We start from the raw sequence: 16025 nt of genomic DNA, 5'->3' as shown, positions 1-16025 counted from the left end.
TGGTGCGTATTCGTATTCTTTTTACCATCATCTAACATTCCCTTCATCCGCAGTCGAGTTATACCTACGACCTCGAGTTAATCAATCCCCCGCTTTTTTGGACTTGGGCTGAAAGCCAAGTGCTACAGCTCGATCATAAATAGCCGCTGGACTCGACAATTTTTCTTTCTCCGTCTTGAGCACCGCAATTTCCTTCTTCATCACTTGCACTTCACGACTCATCTTCTGCATTTGCATGTTCAAATCATAGATTTGCGCATAGCGCCAGATAATTACACCAGCAACAAGGGAGCATACGACAATGGTGAACAAGTATAGCAGCTTCTCCTGCGTGGATAATAACCCCTTCCGCGATACAACTTTCGTCGTCTCGCGATACCGATCCGGAGTGCGTTGGATTTTCTTTTCTTTTAGCGCTAAATTCCCACGAACATATGCCATTGACTATACTCCCCCATTACTATAACTTTTCCGCAATGCGTAATTTAGCTGAGCGGGATCGCGGATTATCATCCAGCTCGCGTTGACTTGGGATATACGGCTTCCGATTGACTAACTTCAACGTCCCCTTTTTGCCGCATACACACATTGGGAAATCTGGAGGGCACGTACATTTTTCGATATACTGCGCAAACGTTTGCTTACAAATTCGATCTTCTAACGAATGGAACGTAATAACAGATGCTCTACCACCAGGAGCCAGACAACGTACTGTCTTGTTCAACGCCTCTCCAAAAGCACCAAGCTCGTCATTAACAGCAATCCGTAGTGCTTGAAAACTGCGTTTCGCAGGATGACCCCCTGTACGTCTTGCTGCAGCTGGGATTCCTTCTTTTACAAGCTCTGCAAGATGACCTGTTGTCTCGATAGGTGCAGCTTGTCTAGCCGCTACAATGTTCTTCGCAATCCGGCGTGAGAATTTCTCCTCCCCGTATTCAAACAGGATCTTCGCAATTTCTTGTTCGGACCACGTATTTACAATGTCATGGGCCGTCAGCATGGCATCTTGATCCATCCGCATATCAAGCGGAGCATCATGGTTATAACTAAATCCTCGATCCGCCTCATCCAATTGCGGTGAAGACACACCCAAATCGAACAAGATCCCGTCAACCTGCGGTACTCCATCGACTTTCGGAACTTCCGGCAAATCACGTAGCACTTCTTCTATATATCGAAAATTCGTCTTAATTAATCGAACACGATCTTCATAAGGTGCAAGCTTTACTTTGGCATTCGCGAGTGCGATATCATCCTGATCGAGTGCGATCAAAAGACCGGGCGCCGTGAGCTGCGAGGCAATGACCGCGCTGTGACCCGCTCCGCCTAATGTACAATCCACATAGATACCTTCGGGCTTGATGTTGAGACCTAGTACAGCCTCTTCTTTTAATACCGTGATGTGATGAAACAAATATAAGCCCTCCTAGCTAGCAAATCTCATGCATTTAAAAATCAAAGTCAACCAGTTTCTCAGCAATTTCGTTGAAAGATTCCTCCGATTGATCGAAGTAATTCTCCCATAGTTCTTTACTCCAAATCTCCACCCGGTTGGATACCCCGAGCACCACACAATCTTTATCGAGCTTGGAATATTGAAGCAGATTATTCGGTATATTTACCCTGCCCTGTTTGTCCAATTCACATTCTGTCGCCCCTGAGAAAAAGAACCGCGTAAACGCGCGAGCATCCGACTTCATGAGCGGCAACGCCTTAAGCTTCTGCTCCAGCACTTCCCACTCCGAACGTGGATAAACAAATAGACATTGGTCTAAACCGCGAGTGACGATAAAGGAGGCTCCAAGAGCATCACGAAATTTAGAAGGAATGATCATCCGACCTTTGTCATCAATCGTATGTTGATATTCCCCCATAAACATCTGTCGCTCCACCTCTTCCCCCAAATCTCCCACTTCGCACCACTTTCCACCACTTCAGTCATACTATTTCGCCATTCATAACAAAAATCCTGCAATGAATGCAGGATTTTTTTATAATTGAACAATATTTAATTATTCAAGGTTCTATAGGTCTATTTTCTTTCTTTTCTGCTTGCGATAGTAGTACAAGAGAGGGAAGGCTAAGATCAATAATATAACAATAAAAGGGAAAATCGCAATAAGGACAAGGATTAGTCCTTGGAAGAATGTAACGACCGCATCCCAGCTTTTCTCCATAGTGATCCCCATGCGCTCTGTAAAAGTCTTGTCTTTGGCCAGCAAGCCTGGGTCAGTAGACTCAATGGGTTGATATAACCTGAGGCTAATTGTCGAGTACGCAACATTCTGATCAAGGTACCGCATCCGTCCTTGAATTTGTTCAATCTGTTCCTGTACTTCCGCTAATTGGGAGGAGAACTTCAATAAGTCACCTGCATTGACTGCTTTATCCATAAATCCGAGCAACCGTTTCTCGACGACCTGTTTGGCCTTAAGTCTTGAGGCCAAATCAACATATTCTTCCGTAACGTCCTGCCCTTGCAATTGACGCTCGTATTTTGTATGTTCCATTTTCCCAAGCTGCTGCATGAAATCCATGAACCCATTCGCAGGCACTTTAAAGGTGAAATTACCACCGAGCTCATAGTCGCTTTTTTGATCAGAGAACTGAAGCAAGTAGCCTCCAACAAGCTGAATTTTGTTCTGCAGCTCTGTCTGTGCCTTCCCATAGTTCTTCACTTCCATCGTTACATTGGCTTGGTAGATTAGTTTACGCTGATCCGTCGAACCCGATAAAGGTCCTTCTCCGCCTGCACCGATCGCCGATTTCGAAGAACCTGCGCCATTCGTATCGGCATTCGCTTCCATGTCGGTTGTCGTATCTGCCTTCGCTTCCTCCGTTGCCACAGCTGTCGATTGATCTGCTGCGGATTCCGAATGGAGACTGGTCGACTTAAGATCTTCACTTTTTGAAGCACTGCTGCATGCGGTCGCAACACTGATGAAGACCATACACAGGAGTAATACCATACTCAATCTCTTTATCAATCTTTTACGCACAAAACAACCCCCTTATTGGTTATCGCGCGGTGTAATTTACACCATTTACCAATAGACGCGATGTCCCACAAGGAGGTTGCTCCAAAAACATATTTTATAAAAATAAACTCAATGATTACTCGTGATCTGCCCAGCTATCCAAATAAGTACGCTGTTCATCGGATAATGAATCGATCTGAATGCCGAGGGATCCAAGCTTCAAACGCGCAACTTCTTGGTCCGTCTCATACGGCACATTCAGCACTTTATTACCGATTTGCTCATATTGCTCATTCACATAACGAAGCGCTAGCGCTTGGAGTGCAAATGTCATGTCCATAATCTCAGCCGGATGCCCGTCGCCTGCTGCCAAGTTCACAAGGCGTCCTTCTGCGAGTAAATAGATTTTACGTCCGTCCTTCAGCTGGAACTCCTCAATATTACGGCGAACCGTGCGCACAGAATTCGAACGTTCATTTAGTTCCGGTTTGTTCACTTCGACATCAAAATGGCCTGCATTCGATAGAATCGCACCATTCTTCATCACATCGTAATGTTCTCCACGAATCACATCACGGTTCCCTGTAACAGTAACGAATAAGTCTCCAACTTTCGCAGCTTCGATCATTGGCAATACCGTAAACCCATCCATGAAGGCTTCTACGGCCTTAATCGGATCGATCTCCGTCACGATTACGTTCGCACCGAGTCCTTTTGCACGCATGGCAACACCTTTACCACACCAACCGTACCCAACAACGACAACGTTCTTCCCTGCTACGACGAGGTTCGTCGTACGGTTGATGCCGTCAAATACGGATTGACCCGTACCATAGCGGTTATCGAACAAATATTTGCAGAATGCATCATTAACAGCAACCATCGGGAATTTCAATTGGCCTTCTTTCTCCAATGCTTTCAAGCGCAAAATTCCTGTTGTTGTCTCTTCAGCACCACCACGAACTGTCGTGAGCAAATCTGGGCGCTCCGCATGCAGAATCGTAACCAGATCGCCGCCATCATCAATGATCAGATCCGGCTTCGTCTCTAGCGCTTTAATCAAGAGCTCCTTGTATTCTTGCGGATCTGGATTGTATTTCGCGAATACGGTAATCCCGTCCTCAACCAAGGCCGCACAGACATCGTCTTGCGTCGATAGTGGATTGCTGCCGGTAATCGTAACTTCCGCACCGCCTGCTTGAACGACCTTTGCCAGATAAGCCGTTTTGGCTTCCAAATGGAGGGAGATCGTTACCTTTAATCCCTTGAAAGGCTGGTCCTTCTCAAATTGCTCGCGAATGCTGTTCAGGACAGGCATATGTGCATCTACCCAACTGATCTTTAGATGCCCTTCTGGTGCCAAAGACATATCTTTTACAAAACTGTTCTGTGCTGCATTACTCATTCGCTTACCTCCTACAGTGGTTATGATGCCTGCGATATGATTAAGAAATCACACGGTGTTGACCTGTTAAATCGAGTGGAATCTCATACAAGGATGATATCCATGTGTTTCCATATCGATTAAGATACGCAAAGATATTATAAACACGTTCCTGCGGTTTGCCAAGGGGAATTAAGGAACTATGAATACGGTCCCAGTGCCTCAGTGCAGTCTCATTCTGTTTCGCGAGATCATGAACAGTCCGATTCTGTAAAAATTCAACCTGTTCCATGACCTTCTGCTTATTCGTCTCGCCGAGTTTGCCAAGTCCTGCTTGAATCTGAGCCAGTTTGCTTAGAATCGGCTGATACATGGTTTCCAGCTGTTGCTTCAAATGATCGAAATCTGCATCCAGACCTAATGTATCCTGCGCATGCAACCATGCTTCTTTACGTTCAGCAAATCGCTCTATGACATCATCGAACGTTAGGTCATACTTCGTCATTTGTTTCTGTACTGTACCTTCTACGAACGTGAACGACATCCGCGGCACAATGATCGGCATTCGGAATCCAACTGCATGGAAAGCGCGATGCGTCAGTGCCCAATACGCAATTTCACCCGTGCCCAGTACAGCCGATAAAACAGGGAATAAATAATCCTGCATCAGCGGACGTGTCAACACATTATTGCTGAACCGCTCAGGATGCGAAGCAAGCGTTGCTCTTAATTCCTCGCGGCTAAAGGTCACTAGCCCTTTGCGGTCCGTAAATCGTCCGTTATCTTTGTGCAACAGCACTCGGGTGCCTTCATGAATATAGAACAAGTTCGCATTCCCTGCAGTGACGTCCGCTTGTGCAGTGAACTCATGCTTCGCTACATCCTCTTCAGAGTGGAAGTACGCTTTCTCTAGCTCATCATTCTGATCGATTATACGCTCGAACATTGGCACCTCAATGGACCGAATCGCTTGATCCGCGGAATCGATCAACACAAGGCCTGTTTCCCCGAACAACATGCCGAAGATCCGCGCATAGAAATCACTGAGCGTGTCGGATACCGCTGCAAATGCGTTCAATTGTTCCACAAGATCTGCCTTAAACTCCGTATTCGGGAGCAGATCGCTTAATTGGTGGATAGCTGCCTGCCACGATTCCGAAGGTACGACAACATCACTCACCATGGATCTAACGCCTGTCGGATGATCGATCCGAATCTTCTGAACTTGAAGTTCTGGCGACAATACATAGGTATGGTTCACCTCGTCGAAATCATGGTCTTCCCCTGCGATCCAGAATACTGGCACTACCGGACGATTCAACCGTTCAGTCGCCATCCGCGCTGTCTGTATGATCGTGAGTGCCTTATAGATCACAAGTAAAGGACCCGTGAATAGACCGCTCTGTTGACCGCCTACCACGACAAGCGCGTCATCCTGCTCTAGTTGATTCAATGCCGCAGACACCGCAGCATGCGGATTTCTCTCTGCATTATAAGCGCGTAATCGTCTTACGAGCTCTTTACGATCTGCACGCAATTTACATGTCTCATCTAACCATGCTACTCTTGCATGCCAATCCTGCTCAGATACTGGATTATAATCGAACAGTTCACGAACTTGCTCGTAATCCTTCATATATGTATCTGATAAAGGTTGATTGACTTTCATGGGTACTTGAACTACATTCACGTCCAGCCCCTCCATTTCGATTTATATTGGACTCCAAAAAACAAGCCACTATTTTTTTGAAAGTGATTCTCTTTGATTGTACACAACGAATGGTCATTTCGTCAAAGGAACGGAGAGCAAACATCAAAAAAAAGGCTGCTTACAAATGCCCTAGAAGACATTCATAAACAACCTTATATTCAAAACATTAAATATAATGACAAGCTGCGAAATGACCTGATTTGGTCTCTACCAATTCTGGTTCAACCGAAGCACATTTCTCCGTTGCCATCGGACATCTCGTGCGGAAATGACAACCGCTTGGCGGATTGATCGGACTCGGAAGATCGCCTTTTAACACAACGCGTTCCTTCGTCGCTTCTACCTCTGGATCCGGAATAGGAATCGCGGATAATAGCGCACGTGTGTAGGGATGCTGTGGATTCGCATAGAGTTCTTCACTCGTTGCAAGCTCAACGACTTTACCAAGATACATAACCGCAACCCGGTCACTGATATGCTTAACCATGGAAAGGTCATGCGCAATGAATAGGTACGTTAATCCGAGATCGCGCTGCAAATCTTGCAGCAAGTTAACAACCTGTGCTTGAATCGATACGTCCAGTGCAGAGATCGGCTCATCACAGATGATGAACTTCGGATTTACAGCAAGTGCTCTTGCAATCCCGATCCGCTGACGTTGACCGCCTGAGAACTCATGTGGATAACGAGTTGCATGTTCTGCATTCAAGCCCACGAGATCAAGCAGATCCTCAACGCGTTTCTTGCGTTCTGCACGGCTTGCGTTCAAGTTGTGAATCAAGAGTGGCTCCGCAATAATATCGGATACCGTCATACGCGGATTAAGCGAAGCGTATGGATCTTGGAAAATCATCTGCATCTCACGACGCATCGCCTTCAGCTTCGACCCAGACAAATCGTAAATGTTCGTTCCTTCAAAGCGAACTTGTCCTGTTGTAGGCTCATAAAGTCTAAGAATCGTACGGCCTGCCGTCGATTTCCCGCAACCCGATTCACCAACAACCCCTAAGGTTTCACCTTGCTGGATCGAGAAGCTAATATTGTTCACGGCCTTCAGTGTCGCACCGCCCCCAATATTGAAATATTTCATCAGTTGATCAACTTCAACTAAAGGTTGTTTACTCATGCCCGCACCTCCTTAGCCATTGGATGCAGCAGCCAGCAACGGGATGCATGCGATTCGCTAAGCTGCGTGATGCCTGGATCCTGCGTCTCACAAATACGCATCGCATCATCACAACGCGCACAGAATCCGCAACCTGCCGGCGGTTTGATCAAATCTGGCGGCGTTCCGTGAATCGGAATCAACGGCTCGTCTTTTTTCTGATCCAGGCGAGGCAATGAACGAAGCAAACCTCTTGTATAAGGATGCTGAGGATTTTTGAAAATCTCCCATTTCGTTCCTGTCTCTACCACTTTACCTGCATACATAACGACGACACGGTCACACATATCTGCAACGACACCAAGGTCATGCGTAATCAGAATAATAGAAACGCCAAGTTTCTTCTGCATATCTTTCATGACATCGAGAATTTGAGCTTGGATTGTAACATCAAGTGCTGTTGTCGGCTCATCCGCAATGAGAAGCGATGGATTACACGCAAGCGCAATCGCGATCATCGCACGTTGACGCATACCGCCAGAGAATTCATGTGGATATTGATTGAATCGTGATTCTGGATTCGGAATACCAACCAGTTGTAACATTTCAATCGCGCGACCTTTGGCATCCTTATTCGATACGTTCTGGTGTTTGATCAGACCTTCTGTAATCTGTTTCCCGATCGTAATCGTCGGATTCAATGAAGTCATTGGATCCTGGAAGATCATCCCTATATCTTTCCCGCGAATGGCTTCCATCTCTTTATTCGTTTTATTAAGAATCTCTTCACCTTGGAAAAGGATCGAACCATTCTTCACAAAGCTCGGGGGTGTAGGAAGAAGTCGCATAATGGATTGTGCCGTAACACTCTTACCACTACCCGATTCACCAACGATCGCTACCGCTTCCCCTTTATTCACATGGAAATTTACGCCGCGAACTGCTTGTACTTCTCCGCCGCGGACTTTAAAGGACACGCTTAAATCTTTAACTTCCAAAATGGGTTGCATACCTACACACCTCCTATTTTTTCATTTTTGGATCGAGTGCATCACGAAGACCATCACCAAGGACGTTGAACGACAACATCGTCAAGCTGATGAGGATCGCTGGGAAGAACATTCTCCATGGATAGATCATCCAAGAGCTTAGTGCATCACTAATCATGGAACCCCACGATGCAACTGGAACTTGTACACCAAGACCTAAGAAGCTTAAGAATGCCTCTGCGAAGATCGCAGATGGAACAGTTAATGTCAATGTTACGATGATCGGACCCATCGCATTCGGAATCACGTGGCGAAGCAAAATGCGGCCTGCGCCAGCCCCCATCGAACGGGATGCAAGAACATACTCTTGATTTTTAAGACCCATCGTCTGACCACGAACGATCCAGGCCATATTAATCCAACCTGTAATAGCCATTGCAATAATAATCGTTAATAGACTTGGCTCCATAACAACAAGCAATAGAATACATACAAGCAAATAAGGAATCGAATAAAGAATTTCAGAGAACTTATTCATGAACTCATCCACTTTACCGCCAACATATCCCATGATACCGCCGTAGAGAACACCGAAGATCAAATCGGACAATGCAGCTGAGAAACCAACGATCAATGAAATCCGTGCGCCCATCCAAGTTCTTGCCCACATATCGCGTCCAAGATCGTCCGTACCGAACCAATGATCACCGGAAGGTGGGAGGTTCGTAGCATCAAGATTATTCGTAAAATAATCATACTTCGACATCAAAGGGCCGAAAATCGCCATAATAATAAGAAGAACTAGAATGGTAAGACCTGACATAGCGAGCTTATTCTCACGCAGACGCTCCCATGCATCACGCCATGCCGATAGACTCTCACGTTGAATGATTTCGCTATTCTTATCATCTTGGCTAATAGGACGAAAATCATCTGGGGTTAAGTTATTTAATATAGCTTCATTACTCTGATTTCCTGCCACGATTAGCCCTCCTTCCGTGAACGCAATTTAATCCGTGGATCAATAAATCCATAAGAAATATCTGTAGCAAACCGCGCCACCATCAAAATAATTCCATAGAACAACGTAATACCCATAATCATTGGATAATCACGATTCGTAATCACTTGTACAAAAACTTTACCCAAACCGCTAATCCCGAAGATCGATTCGATAACGACCGAACCCGTAATAACGTTGGCTGCCAGTGGACCGATATACGTAACAACAGGCAAAATCCCATTACGCAACACGTGTCTGCGAAGAATCGTTCCCGCTGTCAAACCTTTCGCTCTCGCCGTCTTGATATAATCTGCCGACAACACTTCTAGCATACTTGAACGCGTTAAGCGAGCAATAAATGCGATGGAAAGCGCTGACAATGCTAGAACCGGCATGACATATGTTAGAGGGCCATCCAATCCAGCAACTGGAAGCCACATTAACTTAACTCCGAATGCATACTGCATAAAGGATGCAAGCACGAAGCTAGGTACGGATATCCCTATAACCGCGACCACCATCGCCAAATTATCTAGCAGCTTTCGATGCTTGAGTGCCGCCAGCATCCCGAGGGATACACCGACGATAACCGATACAACAATGGACACAAGACCAAGACGTAACGAATATTTGAAAGAGTCACTGATTACCTTAGTAACCTCTTGATTTTGCAATTTCATTGATACACCAAGATTGCCATGAAGAATATTGTTCAAATAGATACCGTATTGCTCTAGGATTGGCTTGTCCAGTCCATATTGAGCGAATAATTTCGCCTTTACTTCAGGCGGTACTGCTTTCTCCGACATAAAGGGATCGCCGGGAATTACCTTCATAAGACCAAAAGTCAAAGACGCTAGCACAAACATTGAAACGAGCATAAAGAAAAACTTGCTAAATACATACCGTGCCAAACGAACACCCCCATATCATAATATTTTGACCATACGAAACGACCTCGCCGTCGTTTAAGGGGACGGTATTCGTTTCTAACTGTGTATCCAATATCTGTGAAATAAGATACAATCTAAATTTTCAAAAAAATTCGGGATATATGCGATTTCTCATATATCCCGAATCTAGCCTCACTTCATGTTGTGCTAAATCTTGAGATGTTTATTTTTCGAAGTAAGCGTTATTGAAGTGGATGCTACCGTTAAAGTCATGGAACATACCTTTGAGGTTCGGCTTCACAAGACCAATGGTTGTGTAGTAGTAAATCGGAAGAATAACTTGATTATCTTGGATCAAGATTTTTTCCGCTTTCGCAAAGTTTTCCATACGAACTTTATTATCACTTGTTGCTTTTGCTTCTTTGATCAATTTGTCGTACTCAGGGTTAGAGAACTTCGCATCGTTGTTACCGCCTTTAGTAACCCACATATCTAAATATGTCATTGGATCATTGTAATCTGCGCCCCAACCAGAACGTGCAATTTGGTAGTTACCATTCGTACGGTTCTTTAGGAATACGCCCCACTCCTGGGACTCAACTTTAACCGTTACGCCCAAGTTTTGTTTCCACATATCTGTTACTGCTTGCGCAATTTTCTTATGACCGTCACTTTGGTTGTGGATCAATGTAATTTGTGGAAGCGTTGTGTAACCTTTTTCTTTCATACCTTCTTCAAGCAACTTCTTCGCTTCAGCGTAATCCGGCTTCATTAACTCGGAATCTTTATGCTCATCACGGAATTGAGCGGATTCTCCTTTAATACCCGGAGGAACAAAGCCAAATGCTGGGATTTGTTCGCCTAGCGTTACTTTATCAACGATTTGTTGACGATCGATCGACATAGCAAATGCCTTACGGATCTTAGCGTTATCGAAAGGTTCAACCGTGTTATTGAATACATAGTAATACGTACTTGCGATACCTTGTACTTTAAACTCGTTCGGCAAGGATTTCTTCAATACAGGAATTTGGTCTGTAGGAAGCTCACCTGTCGGATTGCCTGTGTAGTCCAATTGGTTCGTTTGATACATGCTAAGCTCAGTCGCGGATGCATCGATCATCGCCAATTGAACTTTATCGAAGTTGACTTTGTCAACAGCAAAGTAGTTCTCGTTCTTCGCAAGCTCGATGGAGCCGTTATGCTGCCAAGCAGCCATTTTGAACGCACCGTTCGAGATAATTGTGTTTGCATCTGCTGCCCACTTCGGATTCGTCTGTGCCGATTTGTGAACAGGCATAAACGTATAGAAAGATGTCAAACTAATGAAGTAAGGAGTTGGGTTCTCAAGTTCAACTTCTAGTGTGTAATCGTCAACAGCTTTAACACCTACGGAAGCTGCATCTGCTTTACCTGCATTATAGTTCTCACCGTTCTTCAAGTAGAACAATTGGTATGCATATGGTGGTGCTGGTGTTGTCTTCGGATCCAATACATGTTTCCAAGCATACTCGAAATCATGTGCTGTTACAGGATCACCATTGCTCCATTTACCATCTTTACGAAGGTTGAAAGTGATCTTGTTACCATCTTCTTTCCAGCTCTCTGCTGCCGCTGGAATTGCATTACCATCTTTGTCCATTTCAGTTAAACCAGAGAAGATCGCGTTAAGCACAGTGCCCGAAGTATTATCTTGCGCTTGTGCAGGGTCCAAACTAGGCGGCTCGGAATGCAAGTTCATGCGGAATGTTCCGCCTTTACTTACTTTAGCTGCATCGGAGCCAGTCTTTTGTTCTGTACCTGTAGAAGCTTCATTTTTTTCTGTTTTGCCTCCACATCCAGCCAGAACTGTCCCGAGGACAACAATCAAAGTAAGAACCAGAAGTAAACTTTTTCTTTTCAAACTAGACTCCCCCTAAAAAATATTTTAAGTAATTGAAAATTAGTATACATCCACTGGTCAAAAAAATCTAGGTCTAATTTAAAAGAATTATCAGACAATATGCATAGAATATCGAATAACGCCCGTGATCAGGAATATTATGTAAAAAAAGGCCATGACAAAAAATGTCAACCTCCAGATTGTTTTCACCAATTTCAACGCGTCAACCTTGCCCCTTTTACGGTTCTGAGCCCCGCCGAGCAGGCCGCCCGCAATCAAGAGCACCAGTATAATCAAGTAAAACCCGAAGCTTCCACCAAATATCGTATTATACATCGTAGCGACGACAATCACTAAGAACAAGGTTGTTACATCCATTGCAAGACGGAACGCTTTCTTATTATCCCCATTTATAAATCCATAAATCAACCATATACTGATAAAAGGAATGAAGGGCAGTACCGTCAAAAACTGTAATAAAAATCCAAATATCTTCACCTATCTCGATTCTCCTCTCCAGAATAAGATGGTTATGCGTATGGCCCTCCTAAAGAACGCACAAGCGTATAGACCGCTCGATTATATATTGGTTCTATTCCTGTCGATGCCGCCAGACGAAGAATACTTCCATTAATCCACTCGATCTCAGTCTCCGATTCCGCTAGCACATCTTTGAGCATCGAGGACGTATTCGCCGCTGTCGCAGAACAGACATGCTGCACTTGATCCCACATGTCAGCACCCACGTGAATATGGTTCGCCTGAAACACGGCCTCAATCTCATCATACAACCACTTCATCCACTGCAAACGCTCCGGCTTGTCCAATAACTCACCATTCTTAATTCGCATGATCGCAGTCAGCGGATTGATGATGGCATTGATCATCAGCTTACGATAAACATCCTTATCGATGGTTTTCGACACCTGCGCGCTGAATCCTGCTCGATTTAGCCACTCCATAAGACTATTTTCGATATTTTTCCAATTTAGAACCCCCCTCATCTGTCCAATTCGGGTTTCACCGCTCCCAGTATGCGTCACGATTCCAATTGCATCTCGACGTGCAGCTTCCGTCGTAATCGCTGCATATATCTGCGATGCTTCAATATGCTTCTCCATCCGTTCAATATGTCCAACACCATTCTGGTAACAACATATCTTTCCATGCTTCCCCGCAAGCAAAGACAGCTTCTGCACGAACAGTTCATCAATATTTTTTTGTTTAACGGTTACCAGGATCCAATCGCCCTCTTGTACCATTGAAGCAACTGATATTTCGTCCCAAGCCCTAATATTCACGCCATACACTTTTTGCTCCGTTTGAAGCTGATGAGAGATGACCGTGATGCCTTGTTCTCTCAATTGATCTGCCTGCTTTTTCGTACGTGGATAGAGCGTCACATTTGCACCAGCTAGGCCTAGTTTTCCAGCAAATAATAACCCTAGTGATCCTGCGCCAACAATATGTATGTTCATGGTTTATTCTCCTCTTTGTCCAGCTATAAAGATATATATAGCAAAGATGCGTGTAAAACACAAAAAACCTGAGTAAATCGCGTTTCAACCACGCTGATACTCAGGATTTTTTACGTTCCAACCTATTCAATTCGTTCTAAATTACCATTCGCATCCATCTTGAAGCGAGTCTTGTTCTCTTCTTCCTCTTCTGAGAGAAAGGCTAGCCGACGTGCACGATCCATAATCTGAATCAGGGCTTTATAATCATCATTTACGACACGATAGTCTGTCTGGACATCGTTCACTTCACGGGAGAGACGTTCGTTCTCTTTGCGCAAATACAAGAGTTCCTCTTCTTTATCGCGTATCTCTCTCTCGAGTGATTTAATCTGACGGCCCACATCTTGATAGGCGCCCTTCCATTGACGCAGAAACCGAATAACCGCATCAATCGATATCGATTCTTCACTCATATTCTCGTGTTTAAAGGATGTCTCTTCCGCTGCTTCCATCGTCATCAGAGATGCAACATGAGCTCCCTCGACCATCATCGGTTGCTTCTTCATGTAATTCCGCTTTTGTCGTTGTGCTTTGGCATTCTGAATCGCTGTTTCATATTTCTTACGTACAAAGCTGTTCCAGCGGAAACCACAAGCCGCCGATGTTCTTCCAATTTTCTCGCCTACTTCTTCAAACGCAGCCAGCTGGGTACTCCCTTCGCGTATATGACGCAAAGTCACCTCAGCCAAAATCAAATCATCCTCAACGCTCCATGCATCCTGTCTAATGGCAGTCATGCAATAAACCTCCTAACAACATTCTAAAATAAACCGATATCAAAGCAGCTAACTTCCATCCGCTTTTATAAATCGGGGGTAAAAATGTGCTTACTCCATCTCTATGCCCTTGGTAGAGTTCATAGAATCTTTTTTCTACTATTTTGTATAACCAAATTAACAGGGGCTCATACCTATTTTTTGACAAAGTATAAAAATCAATAATAAATGTCACCATAATGATAAAAGTTTGCTATTTCGTCACGAATCTGGATTTACACTTCAGATCGCGAAGGATATAATAGGACTAGAAAATTATGGTCGATGCGTTAGAGAGGGGGATGTACATAATGGCACGTATGTTTCGCGTATTAGGCTTCTTCACATTGATGATTGGGCTCATGGCATTCGCCGGAGATATGATGGAGATGGCAATACTGTTCTTCATGCAGACTGCATTCTTTGTACTGCTGGGCTACCTGAAGTTCACCGAAAAGACCTATATTCTTATTTTCTGGGGATATATGATCGTAACCTTTACCGGTTTCAGTTATTGGACCGTCTTTGAAATGGGTTTACCTTTTTAATCTACACGCAAATACCAAAAACGATCGAAACCGTCATCGGTTCGATCGTTTTTTTTATGATTTAGATTTGTTAGGGTTATTTTATCCTTTTCGCCCCACCCACACTTTGAACAATTCACTCATTTGATCACTCAATAGCAGCTGTCTAATCGCTCGGTTACGCTTCGCAATGGGGTCGAACGGGTCTGCCGTGTAATGATCCTGTAACTTCTGGAGCAGTCCGGCCTCCATTAGGAACTGCTTCTGGGTACCGTAGAAAGCACGTGTAATGCCAGATTCTTCAGCGACGCATTCCAAGGCAGTAAAGTCCACGTGTGCGGTAATATCTTGATCCCCTACGTTGATATATGGATTATCGTGTGCCAGATGCCGATGATAACAGATCAATGTTCCCTTCATCCGGTGTGCTGCTGCAATCTCCCTCGTCTGATCTCCATAATCGATCACGATGCAATATCCCTGATGAATCACAGTAGTCATGTCCCGAATCCATGCTAACGCACCTAGATTGACCTCTAACTCTTGCTGGGGTCGAAGCTGAACCCCTTGTCCTAACACATGCTGCTGTACATATTCTTCAACTTCAGGCGCAGCATCGCTCCACAGGCTTACGAATGCCTCAGATTCCACATCCCAGCGAACAAACTGTTGTTCGAGCTCTCCCCATCCTCGTTCCATCGCAGGATACCGTACCCGTTCAACAGGAAATGCATCGAGCAGTTCATTGGCAATGACGATCATAGGATTTTGATCTTTTCGATCATAAAATTCTGCTTCGGTCCACCATTCTGCCTGTTTCCCCGCTGCGTTCAAATGATTCTGAGATAGCTGACGGTGGTATTCGCTCTGCTCCACAATCGTGTATTGAATATATGGATACATATCAGGATAGCTAATCTCAAGTGACTCAAGGATTTGAAGACCAAGCCGGCCCGTTCCCGCTCCCCATTCCACTATACGAATCTGCTGATTCTTTCCCTTGTGAAATTTTTCTTCTTCTATTATAAGTGCAATTTTCGCTGCCAGCATTTCCCCCATCAATGACCCTACATTCGAGCTGGTATAGAAATCGCCTTCCTTCCCGATCTTGGGACGATCCGTCATATAGTATCCTGCTTCTGAATGATATAAACATAGTTCCATATATCGACCAAAAGGTATGCGCTGCATGGGATTATCTTTCATTTCATCTCGAATATATTGAATTAATTGATCTGTTCCTTGATAATGAGACAAGAGAGACATCCTTTCTACCGA

At 44.6% G+C, this 16025-nt stretch carries 16 protein-coding genes; 1 reads left to right on the top strand and 15 read right to left on the bottom strand.

The genetic code is table 11. From position 1 onward, the window contains the following. Positions 1 to 81: 81 nt before the first annotated feature. The 14 genes from ftsL to ACFQZR_RS02690 form a co-directional block, all read right to left on the bottom strand. Positions 82 to 441, bottom strand: coding sequence for a cell division protein FtsL (ftsL, locus tag ACFQZR_RS02755; RefSeq protein ID WP_018756686.1), 360 nt, complete (start codon positions 439 to 441; stop codon positions 82 to 84). Positions 442 to 460: 19 nt separating this feature from the next. After that, positions 461 to 1414: a 16S rRNA (cytosine(1402)-N(4))-methyltransferase RsmH gene (gene rsmH, locus ACFQZR_RS02750; RefSeq protein ID WP_379342645.1), complete on the bottom strand. Its 954-nt coding sequence runs from the start codon at positions 1412 to 1414 to the stop codon at positions 461 to 463. Positions 1415 to 1448: 34 nt separating this feature from the next. Next, the gene (mraZ, locus tag ACFQZR_RS02745; RefSeq protein ID WP_018756688.1) at positions 1449 to 1880 is read right to left on the bottom strand and encodes a division/cell wall cluster transcriptional repressor MraZ; all 432 of its coding nucleotides are present in this window, start codon (positions 1878 to 1880) and stop codon (positions 1449 to 1451) included. Positions 1881 to 2024: 144 nt separating this feature from the next. Next, entirely contained in the window at positions 2025 to 2999 is a 975-nt protein-coding gene (locus tag ACFQZR_RS02740) for a DUF4349 domain-containing protein (RefSeq protein ID WP_379342644.1), read from the bottom strand. 115 nt (positions 3000 to 3114) lie between these two features. Continuing rightward, on the bottom strand, positions 3115 to 4383 hold the full coding sequence (locus ACFQZR_RS02735) for an adenosylhomocysteinase (RefSeq protein WP_379342642.1): 1269 nt from the start codon (positions 4381 to 4383) through the stop codon (positions 3115 to 3117). A 40-nt stretch (positions 4384 to 4423) separates the two neighbouring features. Continuing rightward, on the bottom strand, positions 4424 to 6052 hold the full coding sequence (gene bshC / locus ACFQZR_RS02730) for a bacillithiol biosynthesis cysteine-adding enzyme BshC (protein WP_379342640.1): 1629 nt from the start codon (positions 6050 to 6052) through the stop codon (positions 4424 to 4426). 187 nt (positions 6053 to 6239) lie between these two features. Then, a complete protein-coding gene (locus ACFQZR_RS02725) occupies positions 6240 to 7199 on the bottom strand; it encodes an ABC transporter ATP-binding protein (protein WP_379342638.1) in 960 nt (319 codons plus the stop codon). Further along, the gene (locus tag ACFQZR_RS02720) at positions 7196 to 8188 is read right to left on the bottom strand and encodes an ABC transporter ATP-binding protein (RefSeq protein WP_379342636.1); all 993 of its coding nucleotides are present in this window, start codon (positions 8186 to 8188) and stop codon (positions 7196 to 7198) included. Before ACFQZR_RS02720 ends, ACFQZR_RS02725 begins: the two co-directional genes overlap by 4 nt. Before the next feature lie 13 nt (positions 8189 to 8201). Continuing rightward, positions 8202 to 9122 (bottom strand): ABC transporter permease, encoded by a 921-nt coding sequence (locus ACFQZR_RS02715; protein WP_379343775.1) that lies wholly within the window; start codon positions 9120 to 9122, stop codon positions 8202 to 8204. A 29-nt stretch (positions 9123 to 9151) separates the two neighbouring features. Further along, positions 9152 to 10084 carry an ABC transporter permease gene (locus tag ACFQZR_RS02710; protein ID WP_379342634.1) on the bottom strand — a complete coding sequence of 311 codons (933 nt, stop codon included), beginning with the start codon at positions 10082 to 10084 and terminating at the stop codon, positions 9152 to 9154. A gap of 202 nt (positions 10085 to 10286) precedes the next feature. Continuing rightward, a complete protein-coding gene (locus ACFQZR_RS02705; protein ID WP_379342631.1) occupies positions 10287 to 11966 on the bottom strand; it encodes a peptide ABC transporter substrate-binding protein in 1680 nt (559 codons plus the stop codon). 90 nt (positions 11967 to 12056) lie between these two features. Continuing rightward, entirely contained in the window at positions 12057 to 12443 is a 387-nt protein-coding gene (locus tag ACFQZR_RS02700) for a DUF3397 domain-containing protein (RefSeq protein ID WP_018756697.1), read from the bottom strand. A gap of 32 nt (positions 12444 to 12475) precedes the next feature. Next, positions 12476 to 13423 (bottom strand): ketopantoate reductase family protein, encoded by a 948-nt coding sequence (locus tag ACFQZR_RS02695; RefSeq protein WP_379342628.1) that lies wholly within the window; start codon positions 13421 to 13423, stop codon positions 12476 to 12478. Between the two features lie 122 nt (positions 13424 to 13545). Further along, a complete protein-coding gene (locus ACFQZR_RS02690) occupies positions 13546 to 14202 on the bottom strand; it encodes an RsfA family transcriptional regulator (RefSeq protein ID WP_018756699.1) in 657 nt (218 codons plus the stop codon). Positions 14203 to 14531: 329 nt separating this feature from the next. On the opposite strand from ACFQZR_RS02690, the gene ACFQZR_RS02685 reads away from it, so the two are divergent. Next, on the top strand, positions 14532 to 14768 hold the full coding sequence (locus ACFQZR_RS02685; protein WP_018756700.1) for a DUF2626 domain-containing protein: 237 nt from the start codon (positions 14532 to 14534) through the stop codon (positions 14766 to 14768). Positions 14769 to 14849: 81 nt separating this feature from the next. Here the strand turns inward: ACFQZR_RS02685 and ACFQZR_RS02680 are convergent, their stop codons facing one another. Then, positions 14850 to 16004: a class I SAM-dependent methyltransferase gene (locus ACFQZR_RS02680; protein WP_379342625.1), complete on the bottom strand. Its 1155-nt coding sequence runs from the start codon at positions 16002 to 16004 to the stop codon at positions 14850 to 14852. Between the last annotated feature and the right edge of the window lie 21 nt (positions 16005 to 16025).

This window comes from Paenibacillus sp. GCM10027629 (assembly GCF_042676425.1).
Lineage (GTDB): Bacteria > Bacillota > Bacilli > Paenibacillales > Paenibacillaceae > Paenibacillus_K > Paenibacillus_K terrigena.
This window is presented reverse-complemented; position numbering and strand designations above follow the sequence as displayed.

Bases quoted from the DNA above. Each gene is read 5' to 3' on its own strand.
- ACFQZR_RS02695 (WP_379342628.1), bottom strand. From the start codon at position 13,423: ATGAACATACATATTGTTGGCGCAGGATCACTAGGGTTATTATTTGCT.
- ftsL (WP_018756686.1), bottom strand. From the start codon at position 441: ATGGCATATGTTCGTGGGAATTTAGCGCTAAAAGAAAAGAAAATCCAA.
- ACFQZR_RS02735 (WP_379342642.1), bottom strand. From the start codon at position 4,383: ATGAGTAATGCAGCACAGAACAGTTTTGTAAAAGATATGTCTTTGGCA.
- ACFQZR_RS02725 (WP_379342638.1), bottom strand. From the start codon at position 7,199: ATGAGTAAACAACCTTTAGTTGAAGTTGATCAACTGATGAAATATTTC.
- ACFQZR_RS02720 (WP_379342636.1), bottom strand. From the start codon at position 8,188: ATGCAACCCATTTTGGAAGTTAAAGATTTAAGCGTGTCCTTTAAAGTC.
- ACFQZR_RS02690 (WP_018756699.1), bottom strand. From the start codon at position 14,202: ATGACTGCCATTAGACAGGATGCATGGAGCGTTGAGGATGATTTGATT.
- ACFQZR_RS02685 (WP_018756700.1), top strand. From the start codon at position 14,532: ATGGCACGTATGTTTCGCGTATTAGGCTTCTTCACATTGATGATTGGG.
- mraZ (WP_018756688.1), bottom strand. From the start codon at position 1,880: ATGTTTATGGGGGAATATCAACATACGATTGATGACAAAGGTCGGATG.